This is a genomic window from Ravibacter arvi (assembly GCF_039540405.1).
Taxonomy (GTDB): Bacteria; Bacteroidota; Bacteroidia; order Cytophagales; family Spirosomataceae; genus Ravibacter; species Ravibacter arvi.
The window spans coordinates 261,085-279,839 of sequence record NZ_BAABEY010000036.1 but is presented as its reverse complement, the minus strand read 5'-3'; the positions used below and the strand labels follow the sequence as shown (position 1 = coordinate 279,839).

The window sequence follows — 18,755 nt, the reverse complement described above, 5'->3', positions numbered from 1 at the left end:
GTAAGGTATCAGGTATGAGGGCTAGCACCTTATGCCTCATACCTCACCGCTATTTAGTTATATCCGTTAGTTTGTATAAGCAGTGGATTGGCGTTCATCGCGAAGAACGGGATAGGCATCCGGTTTCTGAAAGCTGCAGAGGGTTCATTGTGGTCAAACCACAGGTCGGTGGTGTATTTATTCCAACGGATCAGGTCGGTCCTGCGCCGTCCTTCCATGATAAACTCCTTACCCCATTCTTCCAGCATACGGTAGCCGCCGGCATCCAGCCCGGCGGCAGTTACGGGCAGCGCCAGAGCGGCATTTCCCCAATCGGCAGCCGCGTAGTTGCGCTTGATCAGCGTATTGATCAGGTCGGCAGCACGCTCCTTATTCCCCAACCGGAGCTCGCACTCCGCCAGTGTCAGATAAACCTCTGCCAACCTCATTTCGGGCTGATCGGCCTGGGCCTCAAACTGGCTTTCCACATCCGGGAAGACCGGGCATACCTTCACCGGCCGAATCCCTGTATTTTCTTCTCCTTTCAACATACTTCCTGACGCGGCATCGCCTTCTGAGGTCCTGGCCACATAATCTACTAGCACCAATGGACGCCCCTTATACTCTTCCACGCCCCGGATCGTATCTTTTTTGTTGAACGCGAGCTGAAGCCCCTGTAAAAACATGCCTTCAAAGTTCCCGTTACCCAGGTAATTCCAGGGTTTCTTACGCAAATCTTTCGCATGGTAACGCGAAAACGGCATCCCCAGCTTGTAGTTGAGCTTCTCCCCCTTTGCAGTAATGGAAGGCGCCAGGCCCCAGCCGTTCCATCCGGCCCCGCCATACGACGAGCCGAAAGTCAGGTGGCTTTGGTAATGATGAAAACCACCGAACCACCATCCTTTTTCGTCGCGTTGTCCCTTTTCAATAGGGAAAGCGAAGATCAACTCTCCGGAATTGGCGTTGTTGTGTGTGAAAGGGCCGTTCCAGGTATTGTCGAGCGCGTATTGACCGTAAACACCGCTTACTATTTCATCGGCCAGTTTACGCGTTTCGTCATACATCGGTTTCCGGATATAGGCTTCGCTGTTAAACAGCAAACGCATGAGCAGGAAACGATTGAATGCCTTAGTAACGCGATAAAGCCCTTGCGGCGGCGCCGTCTCCGATTTGAGGGGCAGATCGGGAAGCGTTTCATTCAGTTCTTTCACAACAAAATCAAAAACTTCCTGGTCGGTATTTTTGGCCTTCACCGGCTCCTCGACGGAGGTCACGATGGGGACTTCACCGTAAATTTCAAGCAGGTGCCAGTACCCGTAAGCCCTTAACGTGCGAATCTCGGCCATGTGCCGCTTTTTGTCGGCATCGGTCAGCCCGAGCTTTGTATAATCTGTACCCGGAAGTTCGGCCAGCACATGATTGGCAAAGCCGATCAGCTGGTAGTTTTCCGTCCAGGCCATAGTCGCTCCCCGGTCAAGATTGGACCAGTTGTGCTGGTTCAGCCTGAGGTACTCACCGGCATTATAGCCATGAATGCCCCGCGTCGGCGTCAGGATCTGGTCGGCGGTAAGCTCCTGCGGGAAAAACCATGAAATCAGGGTGGTATTATGCGCCTTGGCATACACGCTTCCTATCACCTGCATCAGGTTGTCTTTTTTCTGAACGAAGTTGCCCGACCCCACGCGGTCATACATATCTTCAGAAAGGTCAGTGCAGCTGTTTGCCGTAACCAACAGCATGCACACTAATATATTTCTCAACTTCATGACGTGCACCTTTTAAAATGTCAATTGAACAGAAAGAGTAACCGAACGGGTGGTCGGGTAAAAATCCATCGTCTGGATGCCCGGTGTAAGCCCGTTCACTTCGAGTTGCGTGATGTCCAGCCCGCTGAATTTCGTAAGGGTAAACAGGTTGGTAGCGTTCAGGTTCGCCCGCAACTGCCGCAGGAAAGTCTGTTTACCCAGGGAGAAACGGTATCCGAGCGATACATTTCTCAGGTTCAGGTAGTCTCCTTTTTCCAGGAAGTAGGAACTGGCTTCTTTCTCCGACTTGATGTGCGCATTCTTTCCGTAGGCAACCGTCAGTACGTTCCCGGGCGCATTGATCAGCCCGTAATACATTTCATGCAGGTTATACACGTCGTATTTAAGCGCGCCTTTAAAGAAAAGCGAAAGGTCAAAACGCTTGTAGCGGAAATTATTGGTCCACGAAAAAATGTAGTCCGGAATGCCATTGCCTACATAACGTTTGTCTGCCTCTTTCTTGGCCGACGCGATAATCGCCTCATTTTCTTTATTGTATACCATCAGGTTACCGTTGTCATCAACGCCGGCGTGCTTGTACATATAAAAGCTCCCGATTTCCTGGCCCTCTTCGAGGCGGACGATAGGCCCCGGATTACCCGGAGAAGGCAGGGTATAGAGATCCATGAACTTGGAAGCGGAGGCGCTTCCGGCAATTTTCATCATCCTGCTTTTCCCATAGCTACCTACAAGGTTGGTCGTCCAGCCAAAATCGCTTTTGTTGACCAATTGTGCATCAAGCACGAGCTCTATCCCTTTGTTGTTGATGGAGCCCACATTGCTCCATGTGTTTCCGTACAAGTTCGGCGGCATGGGAACCGGCGTATAGAACAAGAGGTCTTTCGTCTTCCGGATAAAGTAGTCAAGCGAGACGGTAAGCCTCTGGTTAAACAGGGTTACATCTGCTCCGAAATTGGTATTGTAGCCTACCTCCCATTTCAGATTGGGGTTGGGGTTGCCCGACGGCCCCCAGGTACGCAGCCAACCTCCCTCCATATTATAAAAAGAGTTGGCGCTGTAAGTAGACAGGGAAAGCAGCGGGTTAATATTCTCTCTACCGGTCACACCGTAGCTGGCCCGCAATTTCAGGGAATTAACTGCCGGAACATTAAAGAACTTCTCCCTGGACATTATCCAGGCGCCTGAAATTGCCGGGAAATTCCCCCATTTGTTGTTAATCCCGAACTTACTTGAACCTTCCCGGCGGAGCGAAGCCGTCAGCAGGTACCTGCCCTGGTAGGAGTAGTTGGCCCGGCCGAAAAAAGCGATCAGCGTATTGGTTGACTTGTATGACGAAGGTCCTACCAGTCCTTTCGACAGACTATGCCAGGTTCCGCCGCCCAGATTGTTCCAAAGGAGCGCGTCGGAAGGGAAATTGGCATTCCAGGCGCTGAATCCTTCACTGAGAAACTTTTGATAGCTGTAACCGGCAAGCAATTGCAGGTTATGCGCTTCCCGGGCCAAATTATAGTTCCCCGTCCATTCCAGTATCCTGCTGTCCGAACGGCTTTGGTCACGCGATGCCATTCCCGTGTACAGGTTATCTCTCGACACATGCGAGTTGCTGTTCTTATAACCATATCCCGAACCCTCCACCATATTTTCCGCCACCATCAGGTTGGTTGAGAGATAGTCGGTAAGGTCCCAGCGGATGTTCAGATCACCGCTCAGGTTCAGGAATTCCTTCCGGTTGGTACTGGTTCTCAGCAGCGCAACCGGATTGTAGTAGTCGTGTCCACTGAAAATATAATATTTTGAAGGGTCTTCGGGGTTGTACAGCGGCTCGGTAGGCTGCGCTTTTATCGCCTGGCGGAATGCCATGTAGTCCGTCACATCCTGTTTGTTTTTGCTGGCATACACATTTCCGTAAACACTCACTTTGTTGCGGATGGTATAATTATAGTTAAGACGGGCGCCATATTCCTTCCGTTTTGAAATAATGTCAATACCGTTCATATCCCGGTAGTTCATTGACAGCCTGTAATTGGAGCTTCGGGAACCGCTCTCGATCGCCAGGTGATGGTAATTTCCGAATGATTGGTCTCGAAGGAGCAAATCGTAGAAATTATTGGAATAGGGGAGGTGGTCGGCCTGGGAGGGATCGTAAAGATTAGACCGGCCGCGTTCCACATATTCCCGGGCAGATAGTACCTCGGGCTTTTTCGCTACGTAATTGGAGGTGAGGTAGGTCTCGTAGGAAACGCTCGATTCGCCTTCTTTTCCCTTCTTGGTGGTAACGAGAATAACACCGTTGGCGCCTCTGGCCCCGTAGATAGCAGCCGATGCACCATCTTTTAGTATGGTAATATTCTCAATTTCATCCTGCGGGATCGAAGCCAGGTCCCGTCCCGGCACGCCATCCACCACGACCAGCGGACCGGTCCCGGCATTCACCGAAGCCACACCCCGGAGCTGAAGCGACGATCCTGAATTAGGATCCGCCGCAGCTGCCGTACCCATGGTCAGGCCGGCCACCTTGCCGTCGATCATCTGGATGGGATTATTGAAGGCGCCGGTGATAAATTCATCTGAGCTGACACTCACGACCGCGCTCGTCAACTCCTCCCTGCGAACGGTGCCATAGCCTACCACCACCACCTCTTCCAGTGATTTGGCATCGGCTTTCAAAACAATATCCAACGACGACTGCAGCGGCCCGACACCAACTTCCTGGCTTTTATAGCCTACAAACGAAAAAACGAGCAGGCCTGAATTGTCCGGCACCGAAATACTATACAGTCCGTCTTGGTCCGAAATCGTACCGTTCTGCGTCCCCTTCAGCAGTATGTTCACACCTGGCAGGGCCTCGCCTTTTTCGTCGGTAACCTTTCCCTTTACCAGACGTTCCCCGGCTGATTCCGGCACGGTCGGGAACCTGAGGATCGCACTGGGTTGGCTCTGCGGGACCGGCGCGGGACTCAGGATAATCTGGTCTCCCAATACGTTGTATTGCAACTTCAGGTTCCGGGTCAGGATGTCGAGCACTTCGCCAAGCGACCGGTCGACCAGGTGGAGGCTCATTTTCTGACTTCCCGAAAGCAGTTTCGGGCGATAGGCAAATTTGGCCTCGGTCTGGGCTTCTATTAGTTGCAGCACTTTCCGCGCTTCAGTATTCTTTACGTCAAGGCTTAGTTTTTTGGTAAGCAACCCCTGGCTAACAGCCGGTGTCGCCAGGCTCAACCCCGAAAATATAACCGCGATCAGGCAATGGATAAAGGACAGTCGTATCATTTGGTAAATGATAGGGGTTAGTCGTAATGGTTTTTTCATTAGTTTCACATGTTGTGTTAAATTTTTTGACATAAACATCTCCTTTACCGGCATTTCTGCCGGTATACGGTGTCAGACAAACCAGGGGAGACCTGCCACTGAATGTGCTGGAACACATTCGGTGGCTTTTATTGGCAGCCCCTCTTTTCGAATACTATTTTTCTTCCGTTTTTCTCATAGGCAATTCCTAGTGCGAGACTGATTACGTCCAGCTTTCTGTTAAGTGATTCATCTTCAAGGTTAATTTTTAGTCTACAGTCTTTCATAAGGGTTCGGTCGTAGATAATCTCTACGTCATACTGGCTTTCTATGGCTTCAAAAACCTTTTCTACGGGCGCATCGTCAAAAATGTAGATCGCGTTTCTGACTTCCGTCCCTTCGGGAAACATTGAATCTGGATCCGCCACGTCTTTCCGGAACGACTGGGACTCTTTCGAAAAAACCGCCTTCTGGTTGGGGGCCAGCACAATAGAATTTCCTTTTTGTAGTTCATCCCGCTCATGCGACACCCGGACTTTTCCGCTCCTGACTTCTACCGTTACGTTCTGATCCTTGTCATAAGCCCGAATCCGGAAAGAAGTCCCCAATACGGTTGTTTTTACGCCGCCCGCACTTACTTCAAATGTTTTCCCCGCCTGACGTACTACTTTAAAAAAGGCTCCGCCATGCAGGGTTGCGGCGCGTACGCCGTCGATTTCACGGTATTCAAGCCGGCTGCCGCTGTCGATAGAAACTTCGGAGCCGTCCGGCAACCTTACCAGGCGGGTGGCATTTCCCGGGTTGTCATAGGTAGTTCCCGTGGCGGCTACTGCATTCACGGGAGTGCCGGACCTCTGTTGCGCTCCCTGGTAAAAATAGGCGAAACACCCCAGTGCCATAAGCAGGCAGGCTGCTGCCAGCCACGGATAAAAGCGGCGGATCAACTGGTAGAAAGGCGGCTCATTGATCGCCCTGTCCAAACGTTCCCAGATTCTGGCGCTGCCTTCTTCCGTTCCTGCGGAAGATTCGTACACCGCCGACAAGCTTTCGACCAGCCTCCGGCCTTCATGAAAATCGTAGTACTTCTCCGGAAATTCTTTCAGGAAATCACTCCAGAACCGGTCACTTTCCGGATCGGGCGCATTTACCCAATTCTTGAAGTAATCCTCCGAAGCAAAGTCCTCGGCTTTGTATTGGTAATAATCCATCGGATGTAATCGTTGTGCTTCTTAAAATTCTGCCAGCATTAGAAAAAGGCCCAAAATGCGCACCACTTCTTTGAGGCATTTCAGGCCATCGTAAATAAAGCGGCATGCCGAATGGTAATTCACTCCCATCAGCTGCGCGATCTCTTCGTTGCTGAAGTGTTCATAAAACCGGAGGTATATCGCCTGTTGCTGACGTGCGCTCAGTGTTTTGAGATTGGTTTGCAGCGATCTTAAAAGTTCGTTTCGTGCCTGGTCCTCTATCAGGATGGTTTCAAAGGGGTCTTCGGCCTGGAGGTGGTCCTGGTAATCGAGGAGGCTCTCCCCCGTCTTATTCGTTTCTTCTCTTTTAAGTACCGTATATAACCGGTTCCGAAGCGCCCTGAAAAGATAGAATTTCAGCTGTCCCTCCCCGACGTCCGCCAGCTTTTCCCGCGACCGCCACAGCTCCAGGAATAAATCGTGGACTGTATCTTCGATCAGGTCGGGATCAGCGGCGATCTTTCTCCCGTATTTCAGGAGCTGGTGTACGTGATGCTCGTATATTTCCTGAAAAGCCGAACGGCTTCCCTTACGGAACGCATCCCACACGCCCGGTACAGACCTGTTCACCGAATGATTAATCACGTTTACGTAAAAGTTTGGTCAGGGTTCGATACAAAAACTTGGTCCTTTATTACTAATCTCACAACCCCCATGTTTTATACCTTCCCGGCCTCACTTTTTTTTCTGCCCACCCAAATTACCGCCGCGATTTGCCGGCGCCAATCTTTCGCTATCGGAAAAATTCAAAAAATCATTTTTAACCAAAATAGTATTTTTCCTACTTTTGCAAAATAAAACATTCTTGTACATCCGATAAAAAAAGTCACACACCCGCCAGGGAACCGGGCGAATAACAAAAATAAACCCTACCATCCGTTAGGGCGACAAATATGGTCAAAGAGAAAATAAAGCGAAGTTACAGAATTGCCCGGTACGTATTTTACAAAGAAACACTCGTTAATAACACCGAGCACTTCTGGTCCTTTACCGGCGCATTCCTGGGAATTGGAATAATTGCATTTTTACAGTCTCACTTTACAGCATCCGATCACCTTTTCCTGATTGGATCCTTTGGCGCCTCCTCGGTCCTGATTTACGGGGCCATCCAGAGCCCGCTGGCACAACCACGCAACCTGATAGGCGGTCACGTCATTTCAACGCTCGTGGGTGTAACCGTCTGCCGCCTTTGCCCGGACATTATCTGGATCACAGCGCCGCTTGCCGTAGCACTGTCTATCATCAGTATGCAAATGACAAAAACACTCCACCCCCCGGGTGGTGCAAGCGCACTGATTGCTGTCACAGGCTCTGAGCAGGTAAAGGACCTCGGTTATTGGTTCGTGTTTTCACCGGTGCTTTCCGGGGCGTTGATATTACTGGCTGTGGCGCTCGTTTTCAATAACATCACCCCTGACCGGCAGTACCCGACCAGCAAAAGGTTTTCCCGAACGTTCAACCGGTTTATGCGGCCGACCAGCCATTTTATTAACCTTTACAAAAAAAGGCGGCACGGAACTTCTGAGACCATTCCGCGGTAGTATCGGCCTGTCCTATTCGAAACGATAATTTAGAGACAAAGTCACACGACGGTTGTCGGGACGGGTATGGCTCAATACGCACAGATCGCCGTGCTCGCACGCAACACCCGGGCATCTTCTGCGAGCACGGCATCGGCAAGCGTGAGTCTTTTATCAATTCAGGTTGAACCCCTTGCGTTCGGTATTGACGATCTTCGAGCTGAAGATAAGGTGCAGCACCAGCCCCCCGACCAGAAGCGCGGTCAAAATAAGCAGGGTTGAGTATAACCTGACCAGCGAAACATCAGTCGAGGACGCTTCGGTCAGCTCTTCTCCCACGCGCAGCTGTATGGCTGTCAGCTCATTGAGTCTTAGTATCGTATGCTGGAACACTTCACCGCCCTTGCCTTCAAAAAGACCGATACCCTCATTTATAAAGCCGGCATTGCTGAAATTGAGAATTGATTTTTCGAGAAGGGCATACTCAGTGACCCTGTTTTTGAGCGCTGTGAAACTCCTCGACTCCTGCTCAACCAGGTAAGTTTTTTCATAGGCCCCGAGGAGAGAATCTATCTTCTCATCGTGTTTCTCCAGTTTCTCCTGGAGGGATACCTGGTCGCGCTGTGCCTCGGTAAGCAAGTGTTTTTCCAGGAGCAGGCGTTTGGTGTACAAGCTTTCCGTCAGATGGATAATATCGATCGCGGGCATCAGCCGGTCCTGGTAAATGGACGTAAAGGAGCGTGCTATCCCATTGATGTTGTAGTTGGACAATGCGTTGATCAGTACGATCATTACCATCACCCCACCGAGCAGCAACGCCGCTTTCACCTTTTGCTGAATCACAAATGACCACTTCATCACCGAACAATTTTGTCTGAACCTACGACCACCAAATAGTAATTTTAATAAAAAAGCCGCATATTTTACAACTAAACTCCGGAATTTCTCTACCGAAAAAGGCGATTTGTACGAAACCGGCCGCCGGTTACCGAAGCCGGGTAAAAAAGCTTCGGTAACCGGCGGCCGGCCTGTTCGTGATCTGCTACCATTGACAACAACAGGTTTGGCGCCGCACCACCCGGAGGTCATCCCGACCGCAGTGGAGGGATCTCCCGGTCCCTGCACCAAATCCTTTAAATAGAATTTTCCTAATAATAGGAGATCCTTCGACTCCGCTGCGCTGCGCTCAGGATGACCATCCGGCAGATGCGCTACCATTGACAATAACAGGTTTGGCTCCGCTCCAACCGGAGGGTCATTTCGAGCGGAGCCGAGGAATCTCCCGCTCTCCGGACCCGTTCCTTTGAGTAGGATTTTTCTAACAACAGGAGATCCTTCGGCTCCACTACATTCCGCTCAGGATGACCCTCCGGTAGATGCGCTACCATTGAATACTACGGATGGGTGCGCCACCCGGAGGGTCATCCCGACCGCAGTGGAGGGATCTCCCGGTCCCAGTACCCAATCCATTTCAGAGGACTTTTTTATAGCAACAGGAGATCCTTCAGTTCCACTGCGTTCCATTCAGGATGACCATCCGGCAGATGCGCTACCATTGACAACAACAGGCTTGGCACCGCACCAACCGGAGGGTCATCCCGACCGCAGTGGAGGGATCTCCCTGCACCCAATCCATTTCAGAGGGCTTTTTATAGCAACAAGAGATCCTTCGACTCCGCTGCGCTCCGCTCAGGATGACCGTCCGGGTGGTAGCCTCCGGCTACCATAGACTTCCATTGACAACATCTATTTGTCTTCTCCGTTACAAGGTGTTTTCGCAAAAAAACTTTTTTCTCAGGATGACCATCCGGCAGATGCGCTACAGGATGACCGTCCGGGCGGTAGCCTCCGGTTACCATTGACTTCCACTGACAACATCTATTTGTCATCTCCGGCACAAGGTGTTTTCGCAAAAAACTTCTTTCTTAAAACGACAGGTTCACACCCAGAAGGAAGTTGGTGCCTGCCTGCGGGAAATAAAACACTTCCTGCGTATGTACCGCTCCTGAACGGTAACCGTAAGTATACCCATTGGAAACGTATTTGGTATTCAGCAGGTTATTGATCAATCCGATCACCTCAATCGACTTGACCCACTTCGGCGTTACTTTCCAGGAAAGACGGAGGTCGTTCGTGAAGTAGCCGTCGAGCCGGCGGTCTGCCGAAGAAGTATTGTCAAGGTATTGACTCCCGACATATTTGGAAAGCAATGCCAGCTCCCAGCCCGAAGCAGGCTTGTAACGCAGCTGGCTGCCCGTTACCACGTTGGGAGAAAATGAAATATCCGTTTTTCCGTGATGAACCGCTTCATGTTCATAAGTCTCATAGTTCAGAACGTACTCGGTGAAGTTATTGATCTTGTTTTGGCTCCAGGTAACGTTGGCGTTCCAGTTCAGGTCGCTGGTAATTGCCCAGCCGGCTTCCAACTCAATTCCCGCACGGTAGCTTTTGGGTACGTTCATCCGGACCGAACTTCCTACATCATTTACGGCGCCGGTGAGCACCAATTGATTGCGGTAATCCATCAGGTAGGCATTTGCATTCAACGAAACCCGGTTTAAGCGGACCCGGTACCCGGCCTCCCAATCGTACAACGTCTCATGGGTGGGAACTGCCCCCGGGCGGGCATCTACAAAGTCATTACGGTTTGGCTCGCGGTTGCCGACGCTGAAGGATGCATAGACGGAGGCGCCATTGGCGAGATCGTAGTTAATACCCACTTTGGGGTTCCAGAAACGGGACCGGGTATCTACATTCAGCTCTAAAAGCTCGTTGTCGGTACCGTTCACAGTGTAATCCACCGACCTGAACTGCAAATCTCCGTACACATTGAAGGCCGTGCTTAGCTGATAATATGCTTTTGCGTACAGGTTAAAATCTGTTTTAAGCCCGCGCCCCGAATAGTACCTGTACCCTGATTCGCTTGTACTCGCAAACCTGGCCCAGATTACCTTTCCGTAGTGGTCATTATCAAACTGGTTCCATCCGCCGCCGATGCTCAGGTTCAGCTTTTTGAAATTGTTGTAGTCGAGCGAGAAAGTGGTGCCATAATAGTGATTGTCCAGCCAGCGCTGGCGGATCAGGTCCGTTCGCTTGATGGTGTCACTGCCCGTCACGACCGGCGGCAACAGGTAGCTGCTGAGCTTGGCATTGTCCTTATATTGTTCGTAATAACCGGCGCCTCTTACATAAAACGCGTTTACGTTAAGGGTAAGCTGGTTGGAAAGCGTATGCGAAGTAAGCAACTGGTACTGGTCCTGCTGATAGTTGTCGGTTTCATTGTCGTACCAGTACAGGTTATAGGTCCGGGGATTTGCATTCAACAGGTTTTGAGCGTCACGTTCGTTCAGCTCATTCCGGCCGATAAAGGCAAGAATACCCTCCCGGTTGTTCCGGTATTTGGCTTCGGGAACGCCATTCCACGCCTGGTAAGTGCGTTCCTTCCCTGAAAACACGTTGGCCCTGATGTAGCTTTTCCTCCCGTAATAAGCGCCCGACAGGTAAAATGATTTCAGATCGGAGCTTGCCCGATCTATAAAACCGTCCGATTTAACTCTGGACAGACGCGCATCAACTGTAAATTTATCATTCAACAACCCACTCCCCACCTTGACTGTGTTCTTCCAGGTGTTGAAAGAGCCGTATGAATTGGCAAGTTCTGCATAAGCTTCTCTCCGGAATTCGTTGGTGTTGATATTTACCGTGGCCCCGAAAGCCCCCGCTCCGTTGGTGGAGCTTCCTACGCCTCTTTGTATCTGGATACTGCTTACGGACGATGCGAAGTCCGGCATGTTGACAAAGAAGGCGCCCTGGCTTTCAGGGTCATTGTAAGGAATACCGTTGATCGTCATATTGATACGCGTGGCATCGGAGCCCCGTATCCTCATACCGGTGTATCCAACCCCGGCGCCCGCGTCGGTGGTAGTAACCATTGAGGGGGTAAAATTCAGCAGAACCGGTAAATCCTGGCCAAGATTCTGTCCGCGAATTGCCTCGGCTGTAACGTTGGTATAAGCCATCCCGGTTTTATCCGAAACCCGGGTAGCGCTTACAATGACTTCATCGGCAGTGAAAGTGGTCCGTTTCAATAAAATTTCAGGGGATTTTTCCAGATCTGAAATCCGCACGGTGGCCGGCAAAAACCCGAGAAAAGAGATTTCCAGTGTCTCCGTATCGGGGAGGAGATTGTTCAGGTGAAACCGGCCGCGCTCGTCGGTAGTGGTCCCCCGGCTCGGACCGGCCTTTACCGTCGCCCCGGGCAGGGGCTGTCTTGTTTCTGCATCCGAAACATTTCCGGAAACATTTTTCTGGGCCAAAAGTGGTTTGCCCGCAATCAGGCAAACGAACATCAGACAGGCCGCAACTTTACGCATAAAAATGAGCTAAGTTAACGAACAGGCAAGGGGCCGTACCTATCCTTAGGTTAAACAATAATACTTTTGAGAAATTGAGCTTTGTTGTCAATTGATCTCAGTCCCTACGCCGGCACTACCCGGATCAGGTTGTATGGGTATGATCTCAGCCCGTTTATTTTGGGCACCCCTTTGAGTCGCTACAAAGTAAACAGGTTATCCGGGAGGAAACAAGTTTTATTTGGGGTTTGAACCGGCGAGAAAACAAAAACTCCCGATGTCGTTGCGACATCGGGAGTTTTAATAAACGACAGATAACGACGATCAGTCTATAACGACCTTTGCCCCGCCGCCCGTCTTTGTGCGCATCGCTGCATATTCTTTTTGAGCCTCCTCTTTTTCAGGAGAAGAAAGTGCCCTTCCGGAGAGGGTGACCGGATTGTGCAGGAATACAGGAGATTGGCCTAGTGCTGCCGCCAGTGAAAGATCGCCCCACTGGAGGATACCCGGCACGTGAACTCCCACCCCAAAATGCTCTATCCCCTTCCCCGAATCAAAAACATAGCTGGCCGGGCTTCCGTAGGTATGTACCTCCTTCAGCTTCCCGCCGGTAGCTGCGTGGAAAATTCCGGCGAGGCCGGCTTCCTTGTACCCGTGAAATGACACGCCGGCAGCACCTTGCTCTTTTCTCAGCCAATCCGCGACCGTAGCCAGCTCGTCAGCCCAATTCCCCATTACTGTTCCGCCCAACCACAACGCTGCGCGGCCATAGGTATGCAGACGGCTGAGGTTATCGAACCCATTGGACGATTTTGAAAACGCTTCCCCGGTCCCGGAAAAATCGATTACGGCAATCCCTGACCCTGATTTCATGAGTAACGACAGACCAGAGGCGGGTATCGCCGATTTTCCCTCGGCATGTGCGACCACCACGAATTCTTTGTTTTTCCCCTTTCGTAGCAGAACGGGCAGCAGGCGTTCATCCCCGGTCTCCAGTATGACACGGCTCCAACCATCAGTTTCACCGGCTTTCTGAGAAACGGCAATGGCCGGCTTTCCGGAAATCCCCAACAGAGCCGACAGATCAGACCGCTTTTTGGCTGCATTGATAGCGGATTCCGCCATCAGCTTTTTCTTCAGCTCACTCCCTGCCCAGCGACTGTAAGATTCGGTACTTTGAACCTTGGGATCGCGTTTCCCATCCTGAAAAACCATAAGTTGCCCGGCCGGCAGAGCGGATACCTGCTGCTCTTTTCTCGGGCGGCCGTCACCTTTTCCCTTGAGATGGAAATCCATCCAGCCTAAAAGCGCCTCCCGGTCCTCCGCAAAATACCCGTGGGGATGGTCATAAAGCTCGTAGCCGATGTTCTTTCCAACACCATACCAGTCAAAAACAGGTTGTGCTTTCGCAAGACTTTTTTTCATTTCTGCCGGGTAAAAAGTCGGGTTGGATTCCTGGTTATGATTGCACATCTTGATTGCCCTCGGCGCCACCAACCCCAATACCCCCCACTCTTCCGTAAAAGTCAGTCCCTTCGGAAGCACTTCACACACACAGTTGTGTGCCATAATATATGAATCGAAAGTGCCGACACTGACCACGGGCATTGCGGCTTTAACCCGTTCATCTATTGCTGCCAGCCACATGGTCTGATTACCGCCGCCGCTTGCGCCGGTTGCCCCGATTTTATCCCGGTCCACATTCGGCAATGAGCGCAGCAAATCCACGGCTCGTATATTATCGGTCAACTGCATCCCCATCAGCGTTTCGCCGATATTGAGCAGCGATGCACCCAGCGCTGCACCATGATACTCGAACTCGCCGTGTACAGTACCCCGCTCTCCGGCGCCCCAGGGATCGATGCAAAGCGCGACATATCCTTCCCGGGCAAGCGACTGTCCTACCAGCTGATAAGGTTCATACAGCTTGCCGTCCCGGGAATGTCCCATCATCATGACCACCGCAGGAAATGGACCTTTACCTTCGGGTTCGTAGAGATTTGCTGTTGCGTAGACATCCGGCCGGGTCTGGAAATAAACATTTTTGACGGTGTAACCATTTCCCTGGTATTTCCCTGTCTCTTTCAGGTTAAATGGCAGCGACTCGTAAAACTTTACACCGGTTCGAGCGATTACATTTTCGCGCAGCCGCTTCCGCTGTTCTTTCCACGCCGCCAGATTGCCCGGTAGCTGGTGTGCCTTGCTTCTATTCAGCGCAAGGTGCCGGTAGCGGGCATGAAGAACATCTGTTTCGTCGTTGAAAACCTTAGGCAGCGAATCCGGCAATACGCCCTGCAGCGGCCGGGCCCAACCCGGGCTCAGCAAGGTAATACTCAATACAGTCGATAGAAGAATTTCTTTCACAGGCTTTATTTCGGGCTTAGTAATCGTGACAATAAAAATAAAACTACAGAAAGAACGAAGACTGCATTCTTGCGCGAACACAATTTATTAACGGTAACGTTATCGGAATTCAACGCGCACTCAAAAACAAGGCGGGCCGGAGTACCGGCCCGCCTTGTTTAAAAAAAAGTCTTCGTCACCTGCAGTTTTTCTACTACTCAATTATGTGTCCGACGAACTGTGCAGTATTATCAAGAATTTGACCGCCGCGCCTAAAACCAAGCGCGCAGGCTTCGTTTACGATGAAAAGGCCGGCCTGGTAGGTATAACCGGCCGTATCGGTCTCAAAAGGAAAATACTCCTGGTACACCCTTGGCTGATTACCGTACTCCCCGGCTACCGATTCCAAAATATCGCCGCCCTTTTCGATGATACTTATGTTGGCTCCTTCCCTGCCAAACAGAACTTTCGAAACACATTTTTTGTGCGGCATCGAATGTCTTTCCGTTTGTAGCAGGAGCGGGTGATAGGGATACAAATCCCACAGTATTTTCAACAAATATTTAGACTGGTACAAAAGGGTATAAGCCGGATTCAGCACCACCAGTTTCCGTTTAGTTACCAGAGACGTTAAAATTCGTGTCAACTCCTTCTCCTCTCCTGCAATGAACTCCCAGGGGATTAATTTGAACCAGAAGTCAAACCGCACGAAAGCCGCGTTGTACGGGTCATGCATAAACACACCGTCTGTTTCGGAGAAATCGACTTCATCGATATAGGCGAATGCGACGTCGAACCCGGCTTCTTTTGCGGCTTCCATCAACACGCCGACATTGGCGTCATCTTCGGGATAATCGCGGAGTGCGGAAAAAAGAATAGAAGGAGTAAGGTCGCTATTCAGCTCGCGGATGTGTTCAAAACGAGCCACTAATTCTTCGTTCAGCGTATTAAACTGACCGTCTTCATCCAATCCGTTTGATTTCAGCTGGGCCCACTGGACGATAGCAGTTTCCGGGATACAGGTAGCAGTATCAGCGTTACATTCAATGAGCTTTACGTGATTTTCCTTCGCGTCGAAGCTCAAATCGAGCCGGCTGTACAGATGGACGTGCCTTTCGTCTTCCCAGGAATACCTGACCAGATCTACCAGGTTCTCGGGAATACCCATCTCCCGGTACAAATGGTTGTCCACCGCATATTTGGCTGCTTCGCGAAGCATTTCAGAAAGCTGCTCTCCGCCTTCATAATATTTTTCTGCAGTTTCCGCGGAGATAGAGACCACATCACTGGTTACATAGGGGAGCGTATCTGTTCCCAACATCCAGTCCCACCCCAGTGTTTTCAAAAAACCTTCCGGCGATTGTGACAGAGATCTTAATTTTATCATAGCTAACAAAAAATAAACCACAGAGAGCGCCGGGAACACAAAGCCATAGCGGCAAACTCATGCAGAGAAAACCTCTGTGCCCCCCGTGAGCTCTGTGGTAAAATAACAAACCACAGAGAGCGCCGGGAACACAAAGCCTTAGCAACAAACTCATGCAGAGAAAACCTCTGTGCCCTCCGTGAGCTCTGTGGTAAAATAACAAACCACAGAGAGCGCCGGGAACACAAAGCCTTAGCGGCAAACTCATGCAGAGAAAAACCTCTGTGTCCTCCGTGAGCTCTGTGGTAAAAAAACAAACCACAGAGAGCGCCGGGAACACAAAGCCTTAGCAGCAAACTCATGCAGAGAAAAACCTCTGTGCCCTCCGTGAGCTCTGTGGTAAAATAACAAACCACAGAGAGCGCCGGGAATACAAAGCCTTAGCGGCAAACTCATGCAGAGAAAACCTCTGTGCCCTCCGTGAGCTCTGTGGTAAAAAAGGACTATCCGCCGCTTGACCGGCTGCCACGCGCGCCCATGAAACCGCTTCGACTATTTGTCGGTCTCGATTTAACGGTTCTCACCGACCGGGATGCGCTTACATCCTGCTGGGCGGCCTGCGCCTTGTTATAAGCGGCAGGAGACCCATAAAAACCTGCGTTATTGGGGTAGGCAGCACGTTGCTGCGCGATGCGGTTGTTTCCCATCATGCTTCCAAGCATATAACCCATCCCTCCATAGAGAAGCATGCTCGACAGACCACTGCTGTGGTATTGAGTGCCGCTATTAGCAATTTCCTTATCAATAAGAGCTTTGGAAGTCTCCACCGACAGGGTGTCGGTATGCCCATCCAGGTAGCTGACAATGGCTTTCGCATCCGACGCCGGGACACTCTCTTCGTCCGTGATCTGAAACTCCCCGGGTTTTACCTCTTTTATATGCGAGATTACCCCTTTCGTATAGGACACTTCCTCATAGCTGTATTCTTCTTCCTGGTTCCCTCCCTTATTACATCCGGTAAACAGCACGCCGGCTCCACCCAACGCCATAATAAATGCGCCGCTGATCCCGATGTGCTTTACTTTCCTGATAACCAAGCCCTTTTTAATAACCGCCATATCTGATTTTGATCGTGAAAATTCAGTCTTTGAAACCTCCGCTCGAGAGACGGAAGTATTCAAATATAGCCGTTTTTGCCGTAAAACGGGCATAAGCGGCCATCCAAAATACATGAGCGGCCTGTGAACAAGCAAAATTCCAGGAATTTTCTCCGTGACCGGCGAAGCCATTCTACAAACCTCCTATCTCTTTTCGGCCCAAAGCATTTTCTTTTCAGTAAAGGTCCTCCCAAACATGTCGGTAGCCTTTACTTCTATTACATGGGGACCCTCCGCGAGGTTGGCGGGTATGCCGGATTTCCACAAATGCATGCAATCTGTCGCTGTTCCGGGCCTTCTGCCGGAGAGCAAGCTTTCTGCATGGTCGTACCGGTGCTGCAGGTGCAGGTAATATGGATCAGGCTCTATGGTATGGACCATTTCTGTCCAGGCGCCATTGTCGATCCGGCATTGTACGGCGTTCCCGGCCATTCCCATAAAAAAATTGGCGTATATGGCAGCCGAAGTCCTCCCTTCCGCCGGAACCACCTTGGGTGCATGAATCCTTATCTGGTAACTGGCGGGCTTGCCGGCTACCTTGTAATCGATTTTATACTGATTCCCTTCTATGTGCAGGAAAGAATAACCGCGTGGGGTACCGTCACTCATGGTCCCGTCCGGAACGCCGGCATTTGTCATTTCTCCCGAGTACCAGTTTCCCGACGGTGTACCCGAGTTAAATTCATGGAAAGGTTTACTCCCGTGCCAGCCGTCTTTTTCATGGTAAAGATTCTGGCGCTGCAGGTGCGTGTGTGCCGACATAGCCAAAACATTCGGAAAATCCCGCAGCAGGTCAAACAAACGCTGGCGGTCTTCGGTCCTGAAGCCTGACCCGGCATTTGCAATCGGGATATGGAACGCCAGTACAATCAGCTTGTCTTTTTCTACATTTTTGAGGTCGTTGGCTACGAAAGCGAGCTGATCCGGCCGGAAGCCGCCCCAATATCCTTTCGCGTCGCGCGGATCGGGGTATAAGATGTCGTCAAGGACGATGAAATGCGCCTTCCCGTAATTGAATGCATAATTCGCCGGTCCAAAATTACGCTCGAACGTCTCGTCGGACAGCGAATCGGCCGCAGCATCATAATTCATATCATGGTTCCCCATGACGTTGTACCAGGGTACGCCCGCCCGGGCAATAACCCCGGTATAGTGCTTCTGAAGGCTCAGATCATCACCTACGATATCGCCCAGGCTAATTCCGAACTGCACGTTTTTCACACCCTCCACTTCCTTTACAATACCACGGGCAAAATATTCCAGTTCCTCCAGGGTATAAGGCTGCGGATCGCCAAACACCAGTGCTGTAAAGGTTTCGTCTTCGGGTTGCTCCACCAATGGGAAATCCACTGATGCCGGAAGCGGTCCGGTAGGCGAAAAAGCGGCATATTTACTGACAGGCGAGCCGTTCGGCTTGTGCACGTAGAAGTACCTCGGTTGCCTGTTGCTGTCAATCCGCACCTGATAGCCGGAAGGTTTGATAACGAAAATAATTTCGTCCGTTCCAATTTTCAACGAATAGTGGCCGTTTGCGTCCGTTACGGCAACATCCCTGCCGTTGGACACCGATACCCCGGCAAGTCCCTGCTCCTTCCGGTCTCTTGTGCCATTGCCATTTGCATCCAGGAATACATAGCCCTGTGCGCTTTCCTGCGCAAAAAGAGAGGATTGAAAAAGAAAAAGACAAAACAGTAATGCGAAATTTTTCATTGCAAATTCAAGTTAATCAAGCTATTA

At 50.9% G+C, this 18,755-nt stretch carries 14 protein-coding genes and 1 riboswitch; of the genes, 1 reads left to right on the top strand and 13 read right to left on the bottom strand.

Annotated elements, in window-relative coordinates; genetic code table 11:
* Positions 1-53: 53 nt before the first annotated feature.
* The 4 genes from ABD852_RS20875 to ABD852_RS20860 all read right to left on the bottom strand — a co-directional run bounded on the left by ABD852_RS20875 (position 54) and on the right by ABD852_RS20860 (position 6,865).
* Positions 54-1,745: a RagB/SusD family nutrient uptake outer membrane protein gene (locus ABD852_RS20875; protein ID WP_345032478.1), complete on the bottom strand. Its 1,692-nt coding sequence runs from the start codon at positions 1,743-1,745 to the stop codon at positions 54-56.
* Positions 1,746-1,757: 12 nt separating this feature from the next.
* On the bottom strand, positions 1,758-5,015 hold the full coding sequence (locus tag ABD852_RS20870) for a SusC/RagA family TonB-linked outer membrane protein (RefSeq protein ID WP_345032476.1): 3,258 nt from the start codon (positions 5,013-5,015) through the stop codon (positions 1,758-1,760).
* A 167-nt stretch (positions 5,016-5,182) separates the two neighbouring features.
* Positions 5,183-6,241, bottom strand: coding sequence for a FecR family protein (locus ABD852_RS20865; protein WP_345032474.1), 1,059 nt, complete (start codon positions 6,239-6,241; stop codon positions 5,183-5,185).
* 21 nt (positions 6,242-6,262) lie between these two features.
* Positions 6,263-6,865, bottom strand: coding sequence for an RNA polymerase sigma factor (locus tag ABD852_RS20860; protein ID WP_345032472.1), 603 nt, complete (start codon positions 6,863-6,865; stop codon positions 6,263-6,265).
* A 308-nt stretch (positions 6,866-7,173) separates the two neighbouring features.
* Between ABD852_RS20860 and ABD852_RS20855 the strand changes: the two genes are divergently transcribed.
* Positions 7,174-7,821 carry an HPP family protein gene (locus ABD852_RS20855; protein ID WP_345032470.1) on the top strand — a complete coding sequence of 216 codons (648 nt, stop codon included), beginning with the start codon at positions 7,174-7,176 and terminating at the stop codon, positions 7,819-7,821.
* A gap of 153 nt (positions 7,822-7,974) precedes the next feature.
* Here ABD852_RS20855 and ABD852_RS20850 read toward each other — a convergent pair whose 3' ends face one another.
* From ABD852_RS20850 to ABD852_RS20810, 9 genes are all read right to left on the bottom strand, one after another.
* Positions 7,975-9,018: an MCP four helix bundle domain-containing protein gene (locus ABD852_RS20850; RefSeq protein ID WP_345032468.1), complete on the bottom strand. Its 1,044-nt coding sequence runs from the start codon at positions 9,016-9,018 to the stop codon at positions 7,975-7,977.
* Positions 9,012-9,188 carry a hypothetical protein gene (locus ABD852_RS20845; RefSeq protein WP_345032466.1) on the bottom strand — a complete coding sequence of 59 codons (177 nt, stop codon included), beginning with the start codon at positions 9,186-9,188 and terminating at the stop codon, positions 9,012-9,014. Before ABD852_RS20845 ends, ABD852_RS20850 begins: the two co-directional genes overlap by 7 nt.
* On the bottom strand, positions 9,157-9,324 hold the full coding sequence (locus ABD852_RS20840; RefSeq protein ID WP_345032465.1) for a hypothetical protein: 168 nt from the start codon (positions 9,322-9,324) through the stop codon (positions 9,157-9,159). Before ABD852_RS20840 ends, ABD852_RS20845 begins: the two co-directional genes overlap by 32 nt.
* Before the next feature lie 125 nt (positions 9,325-9,449).
* Positions 9,450-9,689, bottom strand: coding sequence for a hypothetical protein (locus ABD852_RS20835; RefSeq protein WP_345032463.1), 240 nt, complete (start codon positions 9,687-9,689; stop codon positions 9,450-9,452).
* Positions 9,690-9,725: 36 nt separating this feature from the next.
* The gene (locus tag ABD852_RS20830; protein WP_345032461.1) at positions 9,726-12,173 is read right to left on the bottom strand and encodes a TonB-dependent receptor; all 2,448 of its coding nucleotides are present in this window, start codon (positions 12,171-12,173) and stop codon (positions 9,726-9,728) included.
* An 84-nt stretch (positions 12,174-12,257) separates the two neighbouring features.
* Positions 12,258-12,354, bottom strand: a riboswitch (TPP riboswitch).
* 122 nt (positions 12,355-12,476) lie between these two features.
* Entirely contained in the window at positions 12,477-14,516 is a 2,040-nt protein-coding gene (locus ABD852_RS20825; protein WP_345032460.1) for a dienelactone hydrolase family protein, read from the bottom strand.
* A 193-nt stretch (positions 14,517-14,709) separates the two neighbouring features.
* Complete coding sequence (locus tag ABD852_RS20820) at positions 14,710-15,882, bottom strand: glutathionylspermidine synthase family protein (protein WP_345032458.1); 1,173 nt, start codon at positions 15,880-15,882, stop codon at positions 14,710-14,712.
* A gap of 482 nt (positions 15,883-16,364) precedes the next feature.
* Positions 16,365-16,979, bottom strand: coding sequence for a Cj0371 family chemotaxis-regulating polar lipoprotein (locus ABD852_RS20815; protein ID WP_345032456.1), 615 nt, complete (start codon positions 16,977-16,979; stop codon positions 16,365-16,367).
* Positions 16,980-17,162: 183 nt separating this feature from the next.
* Positions 17,163-18,728 (bottom strand): calcineurin-like phosphoesterase C-terminal domain-containing protein, encoded by a 1,566-nt coding sequence (locus tag ABD852_RS20810; RefSeq protein WP_345032455.1) that lies wholly within the window; start codon positions 18,726-18,728, stop codon positions 17,163-17,165.
* Between the last annotated feature and the right edge of the window lie 27 nt (positions 18,729-18,755).

What these genes read in the sequence shown, in the direction of transcription:
- ABD852_RS20875 (WP_345032478.1), bottom strand. Translation starts at nt 1,745, where the DNA reads ATGAAGTTGAGAAATATATTAGTGTGCATGCTGTTGGTTACGGCAAAC.
- ABD852_RS20870 (WP_345032476.1), bottom strand. Translation starts at nt 5,015, where the DNA reads ATGATACGACTGTCCTTTATCCATTGCCTGATCGCGGTTATATTTTCG.
- ABD852_RS20865 (WP_345032474.1), bottom strand. Translation starts at nt 6,241, where the DNA reads ATGGATTATTACCAATACAAAGCCGAGGACTTTGCTTCGGAGGATTAC.
- ABD852_RS20855 (WP_345032470.1), top strand. Translation starts at nt 7,174, where the DNA reads ATGGTCAAAGAGAAAATAAAGCGAAGTTACAGAATTGCCCGGTACGTA.
- ABD852_RS20850 (WP_345032468.1), bottom strand. Translation starts at nt 9,018, where the DNA reads ATGGTAGCGCATCTGCCGGATGGTCATCCTGAGCGCAGCGCAGCGGAG.
- ABD852_RS20845 (WP_345032466.1), bottom strand. Translation starts at nt 9,188, where the DNA reads ATGGTAGCGCATCTACCGGAGGGTCATCCTGAGCGGAATGTAGTGGAG.
- ABD852_RS20840 (WP_345032465.1), bottom strand. Translation starts at nt 9,324, where the DNA reads ATGGAACGCAGTGGAACTGAAGGATCTCCTGTTGCTATAAAAAAGTCC.
- ABD852_RS20835 (WP_345032463.1), bottom strand. Translation starts at nt 9,689, where the DNA reads ATGACAAATAGATGTTGTCAGTGGAAGTCAATGGTAACCGGAGGCTAC.
- ABD852_RS20830 (WP_345032461.1), bottom strand. Translation starts at nt 12,173, where the DNA reads ATGCGTAAAGTTGCGGCCTGTCTGATGTTCGTTTGCCTGATTGCGGGC.
- ABD852_RS20820 (WP_345032458.1), bottom strand. Translation starts at nt 15,882, where the DNA reads ATGATAAAATTAAGATCTCTGTCACAATCGCCGGAAGGTTTTTTGAAA.
- ABD852_RS20815 (WP_345032456.1), bottom strand. Translation starts at nt 16,979, where the DNA reads ATGGCGGTTATTAAAAAGGGCTTGGTTATCAGGAAAGTAAAGCACATC.
- ABD852_RS20810 (WP_345032455.1), bottom strand. Translation starts at nt 18,728, where the DNA reads ATGAAAAATTTCGCATTACTGTTTTGTCTTTTTCTTTTTCAATCCTCT.